This window comes from Streptococcus castoreus DSM 17536 (assembly GCF_000425025.1).
In the GTDB taxonomy this organism is placed as follows: domain Bacteria; phylum Bacillota; class Bacilli; order Lactobacillales; family Streptococcaceae; genus Streptococcus; species Streptococcus castoreus.
On sequence record NZ_AUKZ01000009.1, the window covers coordinates 24,756 to 43,181 of the forward strand.

At 38.3% G+C, this 18,426-nt stretch carries 16 protein-coding genes; 1 reads left to right on the forward strand and 15 read right to left on the reverse strand.

The genetic code is table 11. The features are described 5' to 3' along the window. Nucleotides 1-188: 188 nt before the first annotated feature. A complete protein-coding gene (metK, locus tag H346_RS0104040) occupies nucleotides 189-1,385 on the reverse strand; it encodes a methionine adenosyltransferase (RefSeq protein ID WP_027969959.1) in 1,197 nt (398 codons plus the stop codon). 677 nt (nucleotides 1,386-2,062) lie between these two features. Then, nucleotides 2,063-4,381, reverse strand: coding sequence for a leucine-rich repeat domain-containing protein (locus H346_RS0104045; protein ID WP_027969960.1), 2,319 nt, complete (start codon nucleotides 4,379-4,381; stop codon nucleotides 2,063-2,065). Nucleotides 4,382-4,576: 195 nt separating this feature from the next. Here H346_RS0104045 and birA point away from each other — a divergent pair, with 195 nt between their 5' ends. Then, entirely contained in the window at nucleotides 4,577-5,518 is a 942-nt protein-coding gene (gene birA / locus H346_RS0104050) for a bifunctional biotin--[acetyl-CoA-carboxylase] ligase/biotin operon repressor BirA (protein ID WP_027969961.1), read from the forward strand. On the opposite strand, the gene H346_RS0104055 is transcribed toward birA, so the two are convergent. The 13 genes from H346_RS0104055 to H346_RS0104115 all read right to left on the reverse strand — a co-directional run bounded on the left by H346_RS0104055 (nucleotide 5,493) and on the right by H346_RS0104115 (nucleotide 18,424). Further along, a complete protein-coding gene (locus H346_RS0104055) occupies nucleotides 5,493-5,696 on the reverse strand; it encodes a DUF3272 family protein (protein WP_027969962.1) in 204 nt (67 codons plus the stop codon). The genes birA and H346_RS0104055 overlap by 26 nt on opposite strands. A gap of 477 nt (nucleotides 5,697-6,173) precedes the next feature. Continuing rightward, the gene (locus tag H346_RS0104060) at nucleotides 6,174-7,022 is read right to left on the reverse strand and encodes an alpha/beta hydrolase (RefSeq protein WP_027969963.1); all 849 of its coding nucleotides are present in this window, start codon (nucleotides 7,020-7,022) and stop codon (nucleotides 6,174-6,176) included. Then, a complete protein-coding gene (locus H346_RS0104065; RefSeq protein WP_027969964.1) occupies nucleotides 7,006-8,223 on the reverse strand; it encodes a PTS sugar transporter subunit IIC in 1,218 nt (405 codons plus the stop codon). Before H346_RS0104065 ends, H346_RS0104060 begins: the two co-directional genes overlap by 17 nt. A 60-nt stretch (nucleotides 8,224-8,283) precedes the next feature. Then, nucleotides 8,284-8,625 carry a hypothetical protein gene (locus tag H346_RS09650; RefSeq protein WP_037562591.1) on the reverse strand — a complete coding sequence of 114 codons (342 nt, stop codon included), beginning with the start codon at nucleotides 8,623-8,625 and terminating at the stop codon, nucleotides 8,284-8,286. A gap of 356 nt (nucleotides 8,626-8,981) precedes the next feature. Continuing rightward, complete coding sequence (locus tag H346_RS0104075; RefSeq protein WP_027969965.1) at nucleotides 8,982-9,842, reverse strand: MerR family transcriptional regulator; 861 nt, start codon at nucleotides 9,840-9,842, stop codon at nucleotides 8,982-8,984. A 360-nt stretch (nucleotides 9,843-10,202) separates the two neighbouring features. Further along, nucleotides 10,203-13,832 carry a pyruvate:ferredoxin (flavodoxin) oxidoreductase gene (gene nifJ, locus H346_RS0104080; protein ID WP_027969966.1) on the reverse strand — a complete coding sequence of 1,210 codons (3,630 nt, stop codon included), beginning with the start codon at nucleotides 13,830-13,832 and terminating at the stop codon, nucleotides 10,203-10,205. A 97-nt stretch (nucleotides 13,833-13,929) separates the two neighbouring features. Further along, on the reverse strand, nucleotides 13,930-14,208 hold the full coding sequence (gene eutM, locus H346_RS0104085) for an ethanolamine utilization microcompartment protein EutM (RefSeq protein WP_027969967.1): 279 nt from the start codon (nucleotides 14,206-14,208) through the stop codon (nucleotides 13,930-13,932). A gap of 20 nt (nucleotides 14,209-14,228) precedes the next feature. Next, nucleotides 14,229-14,504 (reverse strand): BMC domain-containing protein, encoded by a 276-nt coding sequence (locus H346_RS0104090; RefSeq protein ID WP_027969968.1) that lies wholly within the window; start codon nucleotides 14,502-14,504, stop codon nucleotides 14,229-14,231. A 16-nt stretch (nucleotides 14,505-14,520) separates the two neighbouring features. Continuing rightward, a complete protein-coding gene (locus H346_RS0104095; RefSeq protein WP_425262074.1) occupies nucleotides 14,521-15,204 on the reverse strand; it encodes a phosphate propanoyltransferase in 684 nt (227 codons plus the stop codon). Nucleotides 15,205-15,215: 11 nt separating this feature from the next. Next, entirely contained in the window at nucleotides 15,216-16,859 is a 1,644-nt protein-coding gene (locus tag H346_RS0104100) for an acetaldehyde dehydrogenase (acetylating) (protein ID WP_027969970.1), read from the reverse strand. 23 nt (nucleotides 16,860-16,882) lie between these two features. Continuing rightward, complete coding sequence (locus tag H346_RS10985) at nucleotides 16,883-17,452, reverse strand: BMC domain-containing protein (RefSeq protein ID WP_027969971.1); 570 nt, start codon at nucleotides 17,450-17,452, stop codon at nucleotides 16,883-16,885. Between the two features lie 15 nt (nucleotides 17,453-17,467). Beyond that, nucleotides 17,468-18,109, reverse strand: a complete 642-nt coding sequence (locus tag H346_RS0104110; RefSeq protein ID WP_027969972.1) for a cupin domain-containing protein — start codon at nucleotides 18,107-18,109, stop codon at nucleotides 17,468-17,470. An 18-nt stretch (nucleotides 18,110-18,127) separates the two neighbouring features. Continuing rightward, entirely contained in the window at nucleotides 18,128-18,424 is a 297-nt protein-coding gene (locus H346_RS0104115; RefSeq protein ID WP_027969973.1) for a EutN/CcmL family microcompartment protein, read from the reverse strand. Between the last annotated feature and the right edge of the window lie 2 nt (nucleotides 18,425-18,426).

Sequence of the window (18,426 nt, forward strand, 5' to 3'; positions counted from 1 at the left end):
CATTCAAAACTTTCTTGTACTAGAATTCAACCTTTTCATTTTATCACAATTCCTATCAACTGACAATTATTGATCTCTTAATTTTCAATCATTTCTTAAAAAAAAACGAGCCGTTTTAGGGAATTATAAAAAAGGTAGAATCCCATGAAACATCAGTCACTCCACCTTCTTCAATTAATTTTATACTATTATGATGATTGTTTCACTACTTCCACTAAGGCTCCAACCTTATCCAAACGTTCCCATGGCAAGTCAATATCTAATCGTCCCATATGCCCATAAGCAGCTGTTTGTTTATAAATTGGGCGTTTTAAGTCAAGCATTTTAATAATACCTGCTGGACGCAAATCAAAAACTTGACGAATAGATGCTTCTAAGATTGCTTCTGAAACTGTTGAGGTGCCAAAAGTATCTACACGAACAGAAATAGGCTGAGCAACTCCAATAGCGTATGCTAGTTGCACTTCCGCCTTGGTAGCAAGACCTGCTGCAACAATTGTTTTAGCAATATAACGTGCCGCATAAGAAGCTGAACGATCAACCTTAGTAGCATCTTTTCCTGAGAAAGCGCCACCGCCATGGCGTGAATAGCCACCATAGGTATCCACAATAATCTTACGTCCAGTCAAACCAGAATCCCCTTGAGGACCACCAATAACAAAACGACCTGTTGGATTGATAAAGAACTTAGTTGCGTTATCCAAATAGTGAGCTGGAATAACTGCCTTGATCACTTTTTCAATCATATCCTGACGGATTTGCTCGTTTGTAACCTCTGGATCATGTTGTGTTGAAATAACAACCGTATCCACACGAACTGGTTTATCGTCTTCATCATACTCAACGGTTACTTGAGACTTGGCGTCTGGGCGTAAGTAACTAATCTCGCCTGACTTACGTAATTGTGCTAAACGGCGCACCAGTTGGTGTGACAAAGAAATTGGTAAAGGCATCAATTCAGGTGTTTCATTAATGGCAAACCCAAACATCAACCCTTGATCACCCGCCCCAATATGGCTAAGGTCATCCGTATCACCCTCTCTGCTTTCAAGGGCCTCATTAACCCCTTGAGCAATGTCGCCAGATTGTTCCACAAGCGATGGGTGAACACCAACAGATTCTGCTGAAAAACCATACTCAGCATTTGTATATCCTATTTCTGCAATGGTATCACGAACCACACGGTTAATATCAACATAAGCTGTCGTTGAAATTTCTCCAAAGACATGGACTGAACCTGTATAAACACAAGTTTCCACAGCCACATGAGCTTCTGGATCTTCTGCTAAAATAGCATCTAAAATAGCATCTGAAATTTGGTCTGCAATCTTATCTGGATGCCCCTCAGATACTGATTCAGACGTGAAAAGTTTACGTTCTGACATAAAAATGTCCCCCCTTTAAAATATTTTTTTGATGATTTTTTATTTGATCACTTACTATACTGACTGATTGATCCCATTCAAGAACTTCTTACCCCCTCATTCTCCTTTAAACAAAAGTATAAGAAAAGATTAAACCTTAACCAGTACATTAAAGATAGCCTACCGTCTTTAACAAATCAAGCAAAAACAGCAATCATCTGCACAATAGAAATGATGATTCTATAAGAAATCACCTGTTATAGAGAGTTACAAAGCACTGCCCTAACCAACTCAACATTTTAACCATCATCGGCTAAATCATCTGGAAACACGATCTTATCATCCATTCTTGTACCTAAAATGTAGGTCGATAAACAAGGGATGATTCAAAACGTTTGGCTTAAGACATCTTATCGGGACTCAATAACCAATATATTATAACATGTTTTAGCATTTTCCGAGTAATTCTTTTGACTTATTCTAATAAAAATAGCCAGTCCAGTTGTAAAGAAAGTGAAAACTCCTAAAATAATAAAACTGTACAAAATATCGGCTTTTACCCCATTGATTTCATACAGTTTTTATATTAATGTGATTCTAGTAACCTTAGATGAAATATTCTACTCAATCACTTTTTAAACTTAGATACAGTCAGTAATTAGCAGCTGAGAAAGACACACTTTAACCATTCAAATCAATTAATGAGCATGTCCATCATGACTATGGTTTTCTTTTTCTGACTGTTCAACATCATGCTTTTGCTCTTGAGTTTCTGAATCTTTCTTAGCATTATTATCAGCCTTACCAGTCGTAGCAGCTTTTTCTTCTGCTGTTCCATTACCTACTATAGAACCTCCTTGAACGGCTGGGAAGTTTTTTGCAATGGTTTCTGGAATCCCTTGATCATTTACTTTAAGATCTGTTAATGGAATATGATTATGGCTAACATCAAGACTTGTAATGGTTTTATTCGGTTCTGAAAGCGCCACATCTGTTAATTGATTCTTCGATGCACTTAGGGTATCAAGAGCTGTAAAGTTATTAACACCTTCTAATGAAGTCAACTGATTCCCTGTCACATTCAAGAAAGTTAATGACCCCTGCTTGTCTTTGAGAACAAGGGTTTTAATCTGATTTCCTTGTGCTTCAAGCCTACCAATCACCTTGCTTGCTTCCACCCCATCAAGAGATCCCAAATTAGCGTGATTAATGGCAAGAGTAGACACATTTGGATTATCCTTCAAGAATGCTAAGTTATTAACATTCGTACCGTTAAGCATAAGCGTCTCTAGTTTTGGTGCTTTTAGAGTAGATAGGTCTACATTTTTATTGCGTGATAAATCCACTACAGTCAACGTCTCGCGATAAGAAATTGGACTGAGATCTGTGATTTGATTATTATCAACGTGCAATTCTTGCAACTTGGTTAAGGATGATAACGGTGTCAAATCTGAAATGGCATTGTTACTTAACACCAAGAATTTAAGGTTCGGTAACTGGGCAAGCGGGCTAATGTCTGTAATACCATTATCAGCTGCTGCCACTAAACTTAACCGTTTGTACTTGCTCAAGAAACTAATGTCTTTAATATTATTTTGAGAAATATCAATACTTTCTAAGTGAGGCATATAATCCAAAAAGCTATAGTCTGTAATACCTGTTCTAGTCATCAACAGTTGTTTCAATTTTTTAAATTGTAAAACTGGTGAAATATCTTTAATTGGAGTAAATCCAATGCCTAAAATTTCAAGGTTAGGCAACATAGAAAGACCATAACGTTCAAGCGGATTTGCCCGGCTTCCCAAATCAATTTTAGTAACCGTTGCCAACCAATCTTTCATCTTCTCGGGATTCGTCTCATTTGATGGAAATGGTGTTGGCGCATCGTGGGTACGTACAATATCCAAAATAACCTCATCATCAAATCCTAAAGCTTTTAAGGTAGCCATTCCAACCTTGTGCTTCTCTAATTCTCGAGCATGTTCAATGGCATGTGGATCTGGGATGTCTTTACCAATTTCAATATCAGATAACATTAAAACGTGGGCATGATCGTGGTGAGGGTATTCCAAACCAAGTCTACCATCCTGTGTTTTGACACGCTTAATCACTGATGGATCAAGACCCAATTTACTTGCTAAATAAGCTAATTTTTCTTGGTATTCTTTTTCAAGATCCGCTTGTTCCGCCTCAGTTGGTTTTGCTGGTTTTTGGGATTTAGTGGATGGATCATATTGATCCGCAAGATGTGCCCAACCTCCTTGTCGAAGGTCTGTAAATGAAATAGGGTGCAAATGCCCATCATGATTGACTAAAATACTATCTTTCGTCACACCAACAATGCCTTGACCAGTGAATTTAAAACCATCTGATGTGGGAAAATGCAACCCGGGAATACCTCTTGTTGTTGCAGTAGATATTGGACCTGTCGTCTGCGGAAGATGTGTTGCAACTTGCTTTGCTTGTTCCTGTACACGACCTGATAAGCTTGATTTTAAAATATAGTGGAAATGATCCCCATGACGAACCGTATACCCCAAGGCATCCTCAGCCACAATATCAGCCGGGTTAAATTCATAATGGTGATGTGGGTCAGTCGCCTTAACAGAAGATTTCTCAGATGCGACTAACTTTGCTCCCTCTGGCTTGGTTAATTTTGCCCCATTTGGAATTAAATACTCAAATGAACTTCCTTTTAAGTCAGCATAAAAAATAAAATGCGAATGTCCATTATGATCAACAATAATCCCTTGAGCCGTCTTTGATAAAATTTTTGACTCTTTGGTTAAGATAAAGCCATCATCTGTTGGAAAATCAATTCCAGCGACACCTTTACGCGCTTTTTTACTATTTCGAGCTTTTTTAGCCGTTTTTTGTTTCTTTGAGTTAGCTTTTTTGCTCACTTGTTTTGTTTTAGGCTGATTCGTTTGCTGCTTTTTTGCCGTCTGACAGGCTGTTAAGGTCAAGTTACACAACAAAACCAATCCTGCTAAAACCAATAATTGTTTACGCTTCATTTACCCCTCCGTAAGTTAACCAGTTAATTATGATGTTAACTAGTTAATTATATCAAAAAAGATTTATTTTGCAATATATTTTTCGTTTTTGATTTTCCTTAGAAACTCAGCTACTAGAAAGCTCTTTTTCCATAATAAATTCCATCCAATTGTCTTTTTACTTGAAATCTAAAGCTTTTAGACTATACTAGAATTATGAAAACATCTGATAAAATCTACCAATTATTAACACAGACCACTGACTTTGTTAGTGGCGAATATTTAGCAGAACAGCTCAATCTGTCTCGCACATCCGTTTGGAAGTCAATCAAAAGTTTAGAAAATCAAGGCGTTCAGATCAAATCCTTAAAGCACAAAGGTTACCGTATTGTTCAAGGGGATATTTTATTGCCAAATATTATTAGTCAAGAACTTGATATACCGGTTAGTTACAATACGCAAAGTCAATCCACTCAGCTAGATGCCAAACAGGGCATTGATTCTCAAAATAGTGCTCCTAGACTTTATCTAGCTCCCAACCAATACGCAGCCAAAGGGCGTTTAAATAGATCATTTTTTGCAGCTAATCACGGTGGCATCTATATGTCTTTGCATCTCAAACCCAATACCCCTTATACTGACATGCCACCTTATACCATGATGGTTGCTTCTAGCATCGTCAAAGCTATTTCAAGATTAACGGGCATTGATACTAACATCAAGTGGGTCAACGATATTTACCTTGGGAAACACAAAATCGCCGGTATTTTAACAGAAGCCATTACATCTGTTGAAACAGGTTTAATTACAGATGTCATTATTGGGGTTGGCTTAAACTTTTTTGTAACCGATTTTCCAGATGACATTGCCATGAAAGCTGGCTCTCTCTTTATATCAACACCTACCATCACTCGTAATGATCTCATCATTGATATTTGGAAACTTTTTTTATCTATATCAATCAAAGACCATATAAAAATTTACAAAGAAAAATCACTTGTTCTTAATAAACAAGTGACCTTCTTAGAAAATAACCACAAAAAACAAGCGACTGCCATTGACTTAACAGACCAAGGTCACCTCATCGTTCAGCTTGAAAATAATGACCTCCAAACACTTAGAAGTGGGGAAATTAGTCTTTCTTCTTGGGAAAACTAGTTGTTTCCATAATTGTTTTAGTCAATTTGTTAATGGCACGTGCCCTTGTTAAATCTCTAAAAAGTAACAGACCCCAAAATAAGGCAAATACATAATCACCAGAAAGCAATAAATCATTGAAAAAATAAGTTTCAAAGGCGCAAACAAAGGCCATAAAAAGAAATTGTCGAATCGTCATAGTGTTATTATAGCACACCTCCCCCAGCAGTCCAAATTTAAGGGGAATAAGTTGCACAAGTTGATTCCTGCATTTTTATTGGGTTTATTGAACTTACATCTAGTTTAGCAAGCTTTTAGTAGGGGAAGGATTTAATCCTGCTGGGTAATTTCATCTGAAATTGTTTGATCACAGCATAATACCAATAACGGCATGTATTTAAAGTTTTCGCTTGATCTGCGTGACCTAATCATCTGGAAACATATAGAATTTTTCAAAACATTCATGAGATAAGAAGCGTGAACAGGCAACACTTCTCTATACAATTTTTATAAATTGTTCGTGTGAGATAAGTCTCAGTGATAAGGGCATCTGATAGTTACTAGAAGTCATCACTAAACTGACGGCGCTGTCTTTTAGTCAATAGGATTTCTCCCATAGTTACGAGTAGTCTGGAACGCTTTATAAATTCTGTCTACTTTGTGTAACTGATCCAGTTTATCCTTTAGGTCGGAATGCACCTTTTTTAGTATTCACTTTTAAAATATGCTCTGCAATTAAATTGAGTACTTCTGGATTTTGTGGTAAGTCTGAATGCTCTGCATCATCACCTGAGACTGTAACCTGTGTATAGTGTGCGACTTGATTTTGATAGATATACTTTCCTAACTCAACACTGGAAATCGGTACAATATAATCACCATCATATGTTTGTGTCCCAGCAATATTATACATGGTTAACGTATTAGGTAAAGCTTTATTATTCGCAATCAAATCTTTTAACATCTCTGTTTGGTGAGAGGTATCTGTTACTTCAAAGTTATAAGGAGTTCCTATTGTCATCAAGGTTTTGATATTTAGAGAAGATGAACTATAATATTTTTCTAAATAAACTGTCCAATCAAGCCCACCATTTGAATGACCAATAGCATTGAAATTTCTAAAATGATATTTTTCTTGTAAATCATTTAATGCCTTAGATAACCATTTTGCCTGTTTTTTAATAGTTGCATAGCTATCTGTATTATTTTGAAAAGCAATGACAATATAAGGATGATTATCACCTGATTGTAATTGACCGGTATACTTGATACTACCGTCAGTTTGGACTGTTAATTTCAAAAGACTATGTTTACTTCCCATTTGATTTAAGGAATTAATAGTGCTATTAAACCGTTCTTGAGTTGCACTTGATCCTGGTACCATAATAGTTGGCACCATTCTTGATTGAAATATTCTTTGATTTGTTTTAGTAGAACTAATGACATGATTTCTCCCCACTACTGCCATAAAAACAAATCCTATTAAAACAGATAGAGCAAGACAATAATTAAGCCACTTTTTGATCATTATTTTCTCCTCTAACAATTTTTTTAACAAATGGGTAATAAATACACGTTGAAATAATCATGATGATGAAAATAACTATGAAATATCGCCAATCACCATTAGAAGCTAAAAAGCCAAACAATAGATTTGGTGTCCCTCCAGGGACATTATAAATAGCAGGATTTAGCCATCCCAAATATAAGACAAGTGCTCCAATCAACTCTGCGGTAATAGTTGATAGAACCATGGGTATCAACAATAATGGTTGAAAAATAATAGGAAACCCCATAACAAGAGGTAGAGGTTGATCAAATAATAAAGGAATAAAAGATAAGGATAAAAAGTGCTTTGCTAAGTGATTAGGATTTTTTTGTAAACAAATATAGATAGCAAATCCTAATGCTAAAAGCAATCCAACTCCGCCAAAGAGTGCAAATGAAGATTGAACAGTATACAAATTAAAAAGATGTGGGATTTTTGCAGTTGCGCTTTTTAATACCGTATTTAAATTTGCACTGACTGATGGTAATGAAGAATCTGGCCAAATCAAGAAGCTAGGATTTGGGAAACCAAAAATGAAAATGATAATAGCAACAATAGACCAAATTAGGACACTGTATAATTGTACTGGTCCACTTCCTATCAAACTGTATAATAATCCTTGCCAAGAAAAATTAGGATCAATATTTGGAACTTTATTTGCCCAAGTATTAAAAGAAGTTGCTACATAAGTAAGGGTAACAATTGGGATCCAGACCAACATTGGAAATTTACATTCCCATTTTCGAACAATGTGACTGAAAAAGGCAAATAAAAAAGTAAATAAAATAAGCAAGATCCAAAAAGGTTGTGCCACAAACCTATTATCAATAATAAGGTTAGAACTTCCCAAAATAAACCACACTGTTAAAAAGAGAAATAAACTCGATAATAAAGGGCTTTCAACTTTTTCTTCTAAAAGTTCTTTCAACAAATAGGCTGCAAAAAGCCCCACAATTAGTCCTAATACTAAATTATTAAAATTAATGAGACGACTTGAAATGTAAGCAATGTAAGTATTTTTGAAAAGTTTTAAGCCCATGGTTTCAGAAAAAAAACTATGTGGTGCTAAAAATAACGAATGGATAATGGTCACAAACGAGTAGATTAGCCCCAATGGAAAAAAACGTCTCATGCTTTTATAAATAGCCATTTTAACATAATTAATTCTAAATTTCATTTTCAATTCCTCAAGATGATAAAGGTAGTTTTATTATAACAATATTCTTCAATTGAAAGCTTAAACCAATGATAGGACATTGTTTAAATGTCCCGACTGGCAAAATCTGTTTCCCATTTTACTAATTATTGAAAATTTATAATCTGAATAATTGAGATGACAAATGACTTTTTCTTGATTGACACGAAACATCACCTTAGATGTATCAACAGCATCTCCTATATAAAAATAGTGATTTCCTGATTTTGAATCAGATAAATTTGTCAACAAACCTTGAATTAACTTCGCTTGTTTTTCAATGTTAGTATAAAAAACAGGACCAAAGTCACCTGTTGTCATAATAACTGATTCAATCCGGATATGACTATCTTGTCCAAACTCATCTTTTGATTTTATTTTCATGAGGGTCTTCTTCCTATTAAGATTATCTTATTATAGCATGGCTTATCAAAAACACACTAAGATTAGGAGTGAAAAGATTTGCGACAAACGAAAATGGCAATCGTAAACGACTTCGACCAAGCCAGAGACAATACCTTGCCTCATTACGCATAACAAACTGTACAGCTACAATTTAACCAAAAGTCAGTCAAGTTTGACTATGCTCTCTATCATTTTAACACCTTATGAAAAAGTTGCTAGATAAGGTGTTGTTTTCGTGGACACTTTTTTGCCAAATAGCGATGGAAAACTCAGATATTACAACAAAAAAATCACCCTCTGACTTTCTAATCAGTCAAAGAATGATAGACAATATACTAGCCTACCCGAAGTCTATCTTTGGTCCTAATTGGCACAATAATTTCCGTTACAAACTCGGTTTCATTCTGGGTCACCCAGTAGTCAATAACATGGCGTTCATAGCATTCTTGCTTCAGCTCATAATGATTTTCATCTGCAAACTGAATCATACTTTGATAGGTTTCACCAATATCATTGAGGGAACCTATATGGTAGCAACTCAATGCCATAAATCCCCCAAATGTTCCAAAATCTGCTGATTCTGGAAAAACATGCTGAAGGATTGTAGAGGATTGAATCTCACCTGTCATTTTTTTCACATAGGAGTCATACTTTAAAATCACAGGACCGGATACTTCTAACTTCTTTTCTTCCAAAAATTTTGTCCACTCAAGATTGATAATAGACTCCTTGTAACAATACTTATAGGGTTGCTCCACATGATAATAGGATGATTCTTCTTGGTAATATTTTAAACTAATAGTCGGTCCCTTGATTGTCGTTAAATTGTTTTGTAGACAAATTTCACCTTCAATGATTAATTGTAGCCAGTCATCAATCGATGTCATGGATACCAGTAATTGTTGCCGTTCCGCTTCTAATTCATTGCGTCTTTGCTGTAGATATTTGTAATGATTGGAACAACCATTAAAGGAAATCAACTCTTTAATTCTTTTCAAACTAAGACCAATCTGTTGGTAATACTTGATCATCGGAATCAAGAGTAAGGTGGTCTTATCATAGTAGCGATAATTGGTATCCTCTGAGACGTACTTGGGGAGGATGAGCCCCAGACTTTCATAATAGCGCAATGTCTTAGCTGAGACGCCACTCATACTAGCTGCTTTCCCAATGGGAAACAAACCTTCTTCTACCATGCTTCTCCTCTTTCTACAACTATTTTATCATTTAGTTGATGTCTTACTATACAGTAAAATTGTAAACCTTTCCATAGTTGTAATGTCAAGTATTTTTTGAACTAGTATATGAATAAATTCTCTTTTCTTTTTGCTTATAAAACCCTCTATTAGCACTGTTTTGACATTTTAGACATCGTTATAAAATATAATTTTCTATCAATTTAATCTACATTGAAAATCCGAACTTTTCCCTTAGTGGAATGTTTTGTTTTTTATAATTATTGTATTTAAAAATACTTTTTTACCTTTTCCAAACAAGCCTTGTGACTGATACAGGAAAAGGATTTTCTCCCTTGAAGAGGAAAAACCTTTTTCATCTTAGAATTCTAAATCCTTCAAAATCGCCTGAAATCCATCTTCAACGTCTACTGCAATGAATTCTTGCTTACGATTAATTTTCTTTTCTTGATGTCTATTGATTGTCTCTAGATCACCGGACAGGGTTGCATACTGTTCAAAACGACGTTTTGCCTGAGCAACTGCCTGTTCAAATAATTTCTCTACCTCAGTGGGATTAGCTTGCCTTAGGTCTGAAAATCGCTCTTGTTTCAGCATAAACTGAACCATTTGGCTAAAATCTGGTTGTTTAAAGTCAAGCAGCATAGGGTTCTTTCCTTGTTCTACTAATAATGGATTGTAGCGGTAAAGAGACCAGTAACCACTCTCTACTGCTTCTCTAGCTTCGGTCAGTGTCTGACTCATTCCACCTTGTAAACCATGCGTAATACACGGAACATAGGCAATGACGATCGACGGACCTGGGTAGTTTTCTGCCTCTTCAAATGCCTTGATAACTTGTTCTGGATTCGCTCCACTAGCAACTTGAGCAACGTAGACATTGCCATAGGTAATCGCCATCATGCCCAAATCCTTTTTAGCACTGCGATTTCCATCTACTGAAAAATTTGTAATCGCAGAAGTCGGAGTTCCTTTTGATAAATGACCACCTGTATTGGAATAGACTTCATTGTCTAAAACAAGAATGTTCACATCGGCTCCACTAGCAATGACATGATCTAAGCCACCATAACCGATATCATAGGCCCAGCCATCTCCTCCAATAATCCATTGACAAGGTTTAACAAACAAGTCACGCTTATCATACAATTCTTGAAAAATACTCTGCTCCTCACGGACTTCATTTAGCAGACTGGAGAGTTTGCTAGCACGTGCGCGCGAACCACATCCTTCATCCATATGCGCTATCCAATCTTCGATGAGCAATGACAGTTCTACATTCGCTATTTTTTTAGCTTCTTGCATAATAGGAATCAAGGATTTTCGGCGAACCTCATTAGAGACGACCATGCCATAACCAAATTCTGCTGCGTCTTCTAGGAGAGAATTGCTCCAAGCTGGTCCTTGACCGTGGCAATTTTTGCTATAAGGACTAGTTGGAATCATACCTCCCCAAATCGAAGAACAACCTGTCGCATTGGCTATCAGCATACGATCTCCAAATAATTGAGTCAATAGTTTAACATAGGATGTCTCACCACAACCCGCACAAGCACCTGAGAATTCTAACAGTGGGCGTTCAAATTGGGTATGCGCAACTGTTCCTGATTTGGCTGGATTTTCCTTGATACATAATGTTTGTGAGAAAGCCCAATTGACCGTTTCTTGACTAATTTCTTCTTGAGCAAGCTGATTGAGTGGCAGCATTTTTAAGGCCTTACCTGTCTTTGGACAAGCATTCACACAAAGACCACAACCTGTGCAATTTTCTACAGATACCTGAATGCGGTAGTACATGCCATCTTTACCTTTGAAATCCATGACACGATAGCCTTCTGGGGCTACTTGCAACTCATCTTCTTCTGCTAAAAATGGACGAATGGCAGCGTGAGGACAAACAAAGGAACAGCGATTGCATTGCACACAATGATTTTCATCCCATATTGGGATCTCCCATGCTATATTTCGCTTTTCTTGTGGAGCTAGTCCCAGTGGCATATCTCCTGCTGCCATGCCATTATCTATTAAGGATCCAACTGCTAAGTGCTCCCCTTTCAAACAATTCACTGGCATTTGGATTTGACAAGAAAATTGGTTCAAATCTCTTCGAAGAATTTGCTTACTGTCTGATAAATCCCCCCACTCTTTGGCTACAAGGACTTTCTGAACAGCGCCAATCGAACGATGAATGGCATTTAAGTATTTCTCCATTTTTTCTGGTGACTTTAGGCCGTAGCTAGTCTGCATTTCTGCTTCTAACACTTGTCGACTAGCGGGAAGTAGCTGCAAAATTTCAAAAAAAGCTACTTCAAGACAAAGGCTGGTCCTTGGAAAAATATCAGCTTCCTGTGCTATTTGAAAGGCATCTATGATGTAAAACTGAATGTGATTTTCGGCTAGATACCGTTTCATATCATTGGGTAACTTACGGCAAACGTCGTCCACATCATCCGGTGTATTAAGCAGAAAAATTCCGCCTTTTTTCAATCCCTTGAGCAGGTCATATTTTCTCAAATAAGCTGGAGTTGAAACAGCGACAAAGTCTGTCGTTTGTACAGAGTAACTAGACTTGATGGTTTCTTTTCCAAAGCGTAATTGAGAAATGGTTAATCCTCGTTGCTTACGAGAATCATAATAAAAATAGCCTTGAATGTTCCTCTCAGTGTGATCCCCAAGTAATTTTATGATGGACTTACTAGTACCTACAGTACCATCTCCGCCCATTCCCCAAAACTTTGCCTGATAGGTATCTGATGGGGTCAAATCTAGTTTTTCTCCTACTGTCAAAGACAGATGGGTGACGTCGTCTTCGATCCCAACCGTGAACTGTTTTTTAGGTTCTACCTTTAGCAACTCATCAAAAACAGCTACTATCTGCTCTGGGCTAGTGTCTTTTGAACCAATCCCATAGCGTCCCCCGATGATTTTAGGGTGAAGGGAGCTTTCATAAAAAGTAGCCTGTACATCCAATAAGAGCGGTTCACCGATCGAACCTGGTTCTTTTGTCCGATCTAAGACAGCTATCGAAGTAACGGTTGCTGGAATGACTTCCAGAAGTCTTTCGGATGGGAAGGGACGATACAAGTAAATTTGGATAAAGCCAACCTTTCTACCAGACTGATTCAAATAATCAACTGTCTGTTCAATGGTTTGGGATACAGACCCCATGGCAATGAGGATATGCTCGGCTTGTAGATGTCCGTAATAGTTCACTACATCATAATGAGTGCCTTGAAGCTGATTGATTTTATCCATATACTTTTTGACAACATAGGGAGTGACTTGGTAATGACGGTTGACTGTTTCTCGTTGTTGAAAGAAGGTATCTGGTCCTTGGTTAGTTCCTGAGACTGTTGGATGATTTGGATTCATCGCACGTGAGCGAAAGGTTTCAAGCGCATCTTGAGCAATGAGATTCTTTAAATCATCATCATCTAACACGTTAATTTTTTGCAATTCGTGACTCGTACGAAATCCATCAAAAAAACTCAGGAAAGGAAGACTAATTTCAAGGCTAGCTAAATGGGCTACTGCTGATAAATCCATCACTTCCTGGACAGTACTTTCTGCAAGCATGACAAAGCCCGATTGGCGGACAGCCATTACATCACTATGGTCTCCATAAATGCTGAGTGCATTCGTAGAAATAGAACGAGCTGCAACATGAAAAACTGTTGGTAACAATTCGCCAGCAATCTTGTACATGTTTGGAAGCATGAGTAAAAGACCTTGTGAAGAGGTAAAGGTGGTTGTCAAGGCTCCTGTTTTGAGAGAGCCATGTACAAAGCCAGCTACACCTGCTTCTGATTGCATTTCAACAACTCTCAGAGATTGACCAAAAATATTTTTTCGCCCTTGGCTTTGCCAAATATCGACACTTTCTCCCATTGTTGAACTTGGCGTAATGGGATAAACTCCTGCAACCTCACTAAATGCATATGCCATATGAGCTGCTGCTGTATTCCCATCCATAATTGCCTGATGTGCCATAGCCTTCTCCCTATCTTTTACAATCCACTAACCTTAGATAAAACGCCCACCCTCTTACTCAGGATAGGCGTTTACTCTCATTTCAATCGTTGTCGTATTAGTTGTGTTTTGGTAAAATGGTTTCCACTTCGCTATGCGGACGTGGAATAACGTGAACTGAAATCAATTCACCTACACGTTGCGCTGCAGCTGCACCGGCATCTGTGGCTGCCTTGACCGCACCAACATCACCACGAACCATGACCGTTACCAAGCCACCACCAACATGTTCTTTACCAAGCAAGGTTACATTGGCTGCTTTAACCATGGCATCAGCCGCTTCAACAGAGCCAATCAAGCCTTTTGTTTCAATCATTCCTAGTGCTTCTGATTGCATGATATCTACCTACTTTCTGATTATTTGTGAGCTAAAATACTTTCCACTTCGCTATGCGGACGTGGAATAACGTGAACTGAAATCAATTCGCCTACACGTTGGGCAGCCGCCGCACCGGCATCTGTGGCTGCCTTGACCGCACCGACATCACCACGGACCATGACGGTTACTAAACCGCCGCCGACATATTCTTTGCCGATGAGAGTGACATTGGCTGCCTTGACCATGGCATCAGCCGCTTCAATAGAGCCAATCAAGCCTTTTGTTTCAACCATTCCTAGTGCTTCTGATTGCATAATATCTACCTACCTTTTACTTTATTAATTTTAGTTTGTTTTTTGCCGATACACCCAAGGTATTGGCTTCTTCTGTGTCCAAATGACACTCTAAGCTAAAACTCTCATGAACACGAATAGTCACATTTTTTAGGATACCTCCACGTTCTCCTAGACATTCAAGCGAGACTTCTTGACCGTCTCTCACACCAAATTCTCTAGCGTCTAAGGGAGACATGTGAATATGTCTCTTTGCAACAATGCAGCCCTTAGTTAGTTGCACAGAGCCTTTTGGACCAATCAAGGTACAACCTGGTGAGCCAACCAAATCTCCTGACAGGCGAAGTGGTGCTTTAATGCCTAGTTTAAAGCAATCGGATACGGTCAACTCAACCTGACTGTGAGAACGAACGGGACCTAAAATACGGACTTTTTCTAATATTCCTTTTGGACCAGCAACAAAGAGACATTCTTGTACAGCAAATTGACCTGTCTGGGAGAGATCCTTGAGTTTCTGAAACTCATAACCTGGACCAAATAAGGTATCCGCGTCTGTCTGAGACAAATGAATATGATGATTTGAAACGCCTAGTGGAATGACAAAGTCCTCTACATCTAGTTTTGTCGGTTGAGGAGCAAGAGACTTCACTTCCTCTACAGCTACAGCTCGTCCTCCTAGTTGATCAATTACCCGATAAAATAGGTCTTCTAATTCTTCCATCAAATCACCTCCTATTTTTGCCTGAGCGCAGATAATATTTCACGAACAAGTACTTCGTTATCAACTCCAGTTGTAGTCGTTGCGACTTCTTGGTGTGGACTTTCTTTTTGTTGATGCTCAAATGTTTCTTGGATAGATTGTGGTGTTTGCTTCAATATATCACAATTTTTAGGCGGTTCTTGATCTTGATTAACATGGACACTTGGTGAACAAACAGCATCTGGTTTTATTTCTGTTGGCAGAGCCAATTTGGGTAAAGATTGAAAAACATCATCTTCTATCAAAGTTGCGACGTCCTTCACACCGTAAGCTACTATCTTAATATTCACCAAATGTTTTGGAGAAAGATTTTCAGATACAGAACTTCCGCCACCTGTGCCACATCCTAGTGTAAATGAAACGGGTAGACCCGTTGAAATACCTGTCCCTCCTTGGCTACCACCCGTATTGATCAAAATACGAGAAGCTGGTTTTGAGGAGAAGCGTAAAATCATATCTGGATCTTCGGTGTGCATACTCATGGTGTGCCCAATACCATTTTGCAAGAGTCGAATACTAAGCGCACAGGCTTCTTCCCAATTTTTAACAATGTAAAAACCAATAACAGTTGTCAATTTTTCAAAGGAAAGTGGGTTCCCTTGACCAACACCAGCCTGTGGTCCTACTAATATTTTTGTATCCTTGGGTACAATAATGCCTGCTGCCTCTGCAATTTCTGTGGCTGCGCGACCTACAAACTTGGGATTCATTGCTGGATTGCATCCATTTGAATTGCCACGGAAGAGTAAGTTACAAACCTTTTCCGTTTCCTCCTCGCTCATCATGTAGCAACCTTGTTTACTCAATTCACGAATGACCTCATCCTTATTAACCTCTTCACAAATAATGGATTGTTCTGAAGCACAGATGGTTCCATTGTCAAATGTTTTTGAAGCCACGATAGCCCGTACTGCTTTTTCTACGTTTGCTGTGCGTTCAATGTAGGCTGGTGAATTTCCTGCACCAACACCAATAGCAGGTTTTCCACAACTATAGGCTGCTTTGACCATGCCGGGTCCGCCCGTTGCGATAATCATTGATACCTCTTTGGCATTCATCAATTCATTTGTTGCTGCCAAGGATGGATTGGAAACAGAACCTACAATATGTTCTGGTGCACCTGCTTCAATTGCTGCTTTATGCACAATCTCTACCGCCGCATTGCTACAACGTTTAGCAGATGGATGCGGTGCAAATACGATGGCATTTCGTGATTTGATAGCAATCATTGCTTTAAAAATCACGGTTGAAGTTGGATTAGTAGAAGGGGTAATTCCAAGCAAGAGCCCCATTGGCTCTGCAACACTGAATACTTTGTTCTTTTCATCAAAATCATGGATCCCAGCTGTTTTCATATCCTTAATTTCTTGATAGAGCAAATAAGATGCTGCATAATTTTTATAGGCTTTATCGTTTACCTTACCAAAACCTGTTTCTTCAACTGCCATATCAGCAAGATAATAAGCGTTGACTCCTACTGCTTTTACGATATTTCTTAATATGATATCAATTTGTTCATCTGAGAATGTCGCTATTACATTAGCGGCTTGTTTCCCCTTTCTTACAAGATCTCGTGCTTCTTGAATTGAACAAAGATCAACGTCTAGTGTCTTCATCATCCGACCCCCGAAATTCTCCTTTATTTTTTCTGTTTATGCTGCGCTTTAAAATCTTCTAAGAGAAGAGCAATCATTTCGCGTCTCACTAGAATTTTTAGATCGTCTTCATCTATATCTAGGTGTGAATTAGCTGAAATAAGGCCACGCAATTCGGACGCTTTTGTCCTGTCCAATTTGTGTTTATATTGCTTAAAGGTCATTCTTTCATCTGCTTGTTCAACTGGTGCGACCGTCTCAAACTCTCTTATTTCTGGTGAAACGGCAACTGGTTGTTCCATACCAACTGCTTCTTCTGTTACAATTTCTAAAGCTGCTGCAACTGGGTGGTGGAGTTCTGCTAATTGGTCATCCGGTCGTGGAATAACATGAACCCCCTGAAGATGATTTTCACCGAGACGACGAACAGCCTCAGCTCCAGCATCAACGGCTGTTTTAACGGCCCCAACATCACCCGTTATACTAATGTAGTATAGACCACCACTCACTTTTTCGGTCCCTAAGAGCGAAACATCTGCACATTTTAGCATGACATCTACCGCTTCCACAGAACCGATAAACCCGTAGGTTTCAATCATTCCTAAAGCCTTCATATGGGAGACCTCTCACTACATTAAATCAGCCCAGTTTGAAGGATAGGTGGTATAGAAAATTTTGGCATTATCTGGTGAACCCCAAATAACATCTGAACCAGATGGAACGAACAAGACATCTCCAGCCCGACCAACATAGGTTTGACCATCAATTTCAATCGAAACTGTTCCTGAAATGACATAGTCTATTTCTTCATATGGCAGTTTCCAAGCGAAATTAGAATGATCAATAGTCAAGAAACCTGCACTCATTTTTGATTCATGTTGGCTAACTAACTCCTGAAAACCAACTTTAGCATCTGGCGTACCTGTATCAAAATCATCCATACGAACAGTACCACCTTTTACCACCTTTAAGCCATTTGTATGAGAAACACACCGATAAGGTGGCGTTTCCTTATTAGGCTCACTGTCGCCAGTCAATAACATGTTTTTCAATAAGGTCAATAATTCGTCAGAAGTAATCCCATCCAGTCCTTTTTCTGTAGACACCTGTGATTGACACCGTACTTTTTTTCCTTCTTCAAAACAAATGCCATGTTTCTTTGCTTCATCACGCGCAGCTGGTGTGACGATTGTCCCTGGTTCTAGGTAACAAGTAGTCTTTCCAGCTTGGTGGCAATTCAACACATCTTTTGCTGTAATTAATTTTGCCATGTTTTCTCCTTTTTTAAGTTACGAAAAACGTTCTATTTTTCCATTTTGCTTTTTGACTTGGTCATAGTTTTCATCAATTATGCCGATAACAGCAGCATCAACAGGCATCTGGTCATCCCCCATCATCCGGCGAGCTGCAGATCCAGTCGCAACGATAACACGCTCACCAATACCTGCTCCAATCATATCTACAACCACAAGAAGTTCACCTACTCTACTTCCACCTTTCACTTCGGCGAGTAGAAATTTTACACCATTCAGTGCCTCAGACTTCCTTGTTGCCCAAATTGTATCGACTAATTCTGCAACTAACATAT